The sequence below is a fragment of the Burkholderia sp. Tr-20355 genome (genome assembly GCF_017104685.1).
GTDB classification, from domain to species: domain Bacteria; phylum Pseudomonadota; class Gammaproteobacteria; order Burkholderiales; family Burkholderiaceae; genus Burkholderia; species Burkholderia seminalis.
Genome location: NZ_JAAGPK010000339.1, coordinates 1 through 2,662 on the forward strand (window position 1 = coordinate 1; position 2,662 = coordinate 2,662).

Genomic DNA, 2,662 nt, shown 5'->3' on the forward strand with positions numbered 1-2,662 from the left:
CGACCTCGGGCGGCGACGCCGGCGCGACGGGCAAGTCCGGCGCCTGAGCGGGCGCCGCGCAGGCGAGCGTTCGATGCGACGCTGGCCCGCGCGGCGCATCCGATAGCGATCGCCGCCCGTTACCGGCCCCGCGCATCGCGCCGAACCGCGAGTTTGCATTGTTTGTCAAATCGGCCGGAACCGGCGCCAGCCAACGCGGTCGGCTTGCGTTTTCCGGCCCGATTGACGATCCTACGCACTTTCCGGCTCGCGCCGTTCGTCGGGCGCGCCAGCCAGCGGCGCCGGGCCGCGTTCGGCCCGACCGCCGTGCCTCCCGGCGCCCGCACGCGATCGGCGTGCAGCGCAGCGGGGCAGCCGCATCGCGGGTTGCCGCGCATCGTCCGGCCACCGCCCCGTCTCACCCGTTCTCCCCGGCGCCGTGCCGCTTCCCCGGCCGGCATCCCGAACCCGCCCGTCCAGGGCTTTCGCTATTCCGTTTATGTTTCGTTCCCTGACGACCCTGATCAAGAAGTGGCGCGCGTCGCGCAATGCCGGTCACCAACTCGATGCGCTGCTCGCGCACGCCGACGCCGATGCATCGTATGCCGAGCGCAGCGAATGGCTGATCGAGCTCGCGCACTGGCTGCGCCGCAACGGCACGATGCAGGAGACCCCGGCCGAGCGCGACGCCGACACGCGCGCGTATCCGGCCCATGCGCGGCTGCGCTACCTGTTCCACGTGCTCGATCGCAACCCCGCCTGGAAAGCGCACGCCGCGCGCATCCTGCGCGGCATCCTGCGCGAATGCGACGGCATCTCGCTGCTGTGCGACGCCGGCATGCCCGTGCACTCGGGCTTCTTCGGCGCGCTGTTCGAGCGGATCGACTCGTCGCTGATCCCGCCCGCGCCGAACCGCCGCGAGCTGTCGGCGCTGTTCACGCTGATGTTCCCGGCACCGGAGGATGCGAAATGGATCGACGCGCTGCCCGACGACCTGCTCGCGCGCCTCGCCGAGCTGATCTCGTTCGACGTCACCGAGGAGGAACGCCACGAGCCCGGCTCGTTCTCGCGCGACCTGCTGGCCGCGCTGCATAACCTGACCTGCCAGATCAGCTCGACCGGCCTGTCGCAGACGGTGCGCAGCCGGCTGTCCGACGACGATGCGCGCAAGCCGCTCGAATCGCAGCCGTTCTACCGCCTCACGCGCGCGATGCTCGCGGTCGAGACCGCGCACGCGGCCGTCGAGGACGGCGGCGACCCGAGCAAGCTGCTGCACGAGGTGAACTACCTGCGCGTGCTGCTCGACGAATGCCGGATCGCCGTCGACGACGTGTTCTCGCACCTGTACCGCAACGGCGTGTCGGTCGACATCGTGTTCCAGGTCGAGCGGATGCGCATGCGCATCCTGCGCGCGGAAACGCTGCTGAACGCGTGGATGGCCCGCGACGACCTGCACGGAATGGCCCGCCTGACGGCCGAGCTGGTCGACGCGAACCAGAACAGCCAGAGCGTCACGCACCTCGTGCGCAGCAACTTCTCGCTGTTCGCGCGCAAGCTCGTCGAGACCAACGCGGACACGGGCGAGCACTACATCTCGCGCGGCCGCGCCGAATACCTGAAGATGCTGCGGATGGCCGCGGGCGGCGGCCTCGTCACCGTCGTGACCGTGTGCGTGAAGTTCGCGATCACGGGCGCGCACCTGCAGTCGATGCTCGAAGGGCTGCTCGCGGGCATCAACTACGCGGCCAGCTTCATGCTGATGCACTTCCTGCACTTCACGCTCGCGACCAAGCAGCCCGCGATGACCGCGCCGACGCTGGCGCGCGAACTCGACGACACCGGCCACGACGAAGGCGTGAAGGCGTTCGTGTCGTCGGTGATCGCACTGATCCGCACGCAGGCGGCCGCGATTTCCGGCAACGTGCTCGTCGTGCTGCCCGTCTGCCTGCTCGTGCAGCTGTTCGCGGGCAACGTGCTGCACACGAACGTGATCTCGCCGGAGAAGGCGCATGCGACGCTGCACTCGTTCTCGCTGCTCGGCCCGACGCCGTTCTACGCGGCGCTCACGGGCGTCCTGCTGTGGGCGTCGAGCCTGCTCGCGGGCTGGGCCGACAACTGGTTCGTGCTGCACCGCGTCGGCGACGCGCTCACCTACAACCGCCGGCTGCGCCTCACGCTCGGCGCGGCCGGTGCCGCGAAGCTCGCGCATTTCTGCCGGTCGAACGTCGCCGGCGTGGTCGCGAACGTCGGCCTCGGCCTGATGCTCGGCCTGATCCCGGCGATCGTCAGCGTGTTCATGTTCCCGTTCGAGGTGCGTCACGTGACGCTGTCGGCCGGCTCGATCGGGGTCGCGCTCGGCGTGCTGGGCAAGAGTGCGCTGAGCACGCCCGAACTGTGGTGGGCCGCCGCCGGCGTGCTCAGCATGGCGATCCTCAACGTGCTCGTGAGCTTCGCGCTCGCGTTCACGATGGCCGTGCGCTCGCGCAGCCTGCGCCCGACCAAGGTGCGCGCGCTCGTCGCCGCGATCGTCCGCACGGTGCTGTCGAATCCGCTCGCGCTGTTCTGGCCGGCCGGCGGCCAGGCCGCGCGCGCCGGCCACACGGGCTCGCACTGACCCACTGAACCCGCGGCGGGCGCGTCAGGCCGCGCCGCACCGGTCTCCCGGTGCGCGCCCGCGGCAGAG

1 protein-coding gene is annotated in these 2,662 nt (G+C 70.7%); it reads left to right on the forward strand.

What is annotated here, in order from left to right:
- Window positions 1–478 precede the first annotated feature (478 nt).
- Window positions 479–2,593: a site-specific recombinase gene (locus tag G3N62_RS35100; RefSeq protein WP_034187134.1), complete on the forward strand. Its 2,115-nt coding sequence runs from the start codon at window positions 479–481 to the stop codon at window positions 2,591–2,593.
- Window positions 2,594–2,662 lie beyond the last annotated feature (69 nt).